Source organism: Pseudomonas huaxiensis (assembly GCF_003231275.1).
GTDB classification, from domain to species: domain Bacteria; phylum Pseudomonadota; class Gammaproteobacteria; order Pseudomonadales; family Pseudomonadaceae; genus Aquipseudomonas; species Aquipseudomonas huaxiensis.
Genome location: NZ_QKVL01000151.1, coordinates 1 through 759, shown reverse-complemented (window position 1 = coordinate 759; position 759 = coordinate 1). Strand labels below are relative to the sequence as shown.

Genomic DNA, 759 nt, shown 5'->3' with positions numbered 1-759 from the left:
GTGATCGCCGCCTACCTGGGTGCTGACGAAGAGGAACTGGTATGAGCGCACCCATTCTCGAACTGAAGGACCTGGACGTGTTCTACGGCCCGATCCAGGCCCTGAAGAAAGTCTCCATGCACATCAACGAGGGCGAGACGGTCAGCCTGATCGGCTCCAACGGCGCCGGCAAGTCGACCCTGCTGATGTCGATCTTCGGCCAGCCGCGGGCGGCGTCCGGGCAGATCATCTATCGCGGCACCGACATTACCCACAAGTCCTCGCACTACATCGCCTCCAACGGCATCGCCCAGTCGCCGGAAGGGCGGCGGGTATTCCCCGACATGAGCGTCGAGGAAAACCTGATGATGGGTACCATCCCTATCGGCGACAAACATGCCGACGAAGACATGCAGCGCATGTACGAGCTGTTCCCGCGGCTCAAGGAGCGACGCAATCAGCGCGCCATGACCATGTCCGGTGGTGAGCAGCAAATGCTTGCCATCGCCCGCGCGCTGATGAGCCGGCCCAAACTGTTGCTGCTGGATGAACCTTCGCTGGGGCTGGCGCCGATCGTGGTCAAACAGATCTTCGCCACCCTGCGGGAGCTGGCCAAGACCGGTATGACCATCTTCCTGGTGGAGCAGAACGCCAACCATGCGCTGAAACTGTCGGACCGGGCTTATGTGATGGTCAACGGCCAGATCCGCATGACCGGGACGGGGCAGGAATTGTTGGTGAACGAGGAGGTGAGGAACGCGTACCTCGGCGGCCACTGAT

At 61.5% G+C, this 759-nt stretch carries 1 protein-coding gene; it reads left to right on the top strand.

Features of this window, described 5'->3' with window-relative positions; genetic code table 11:
• Positions 1-41: 41 nt before the first annotated feature.
• Positions 42-758 carry an ABC transporter ATP-binding protein gene (locus tag DM374_RS32655; protein ID WP_110973536.1) on the top strand — a complete coding sequence of 239 codons (717 nt, stop codon included), beginning with the start codon at positions 42-44 and terminating at the stop codon, positions 756-758.
• The last annotated feature ends 1 nt before the right edge of the window (position 759 follow it).

Excerpts from the sequence above, each read along its gene's own strand:
- DM374_RS32655 (WP_110973536.1), top strand. The coding sequence starts at position 42 with ATGAGCGCACCCATTCTCGAACTGAAGGACCTGGACGTGTTCTACGGC.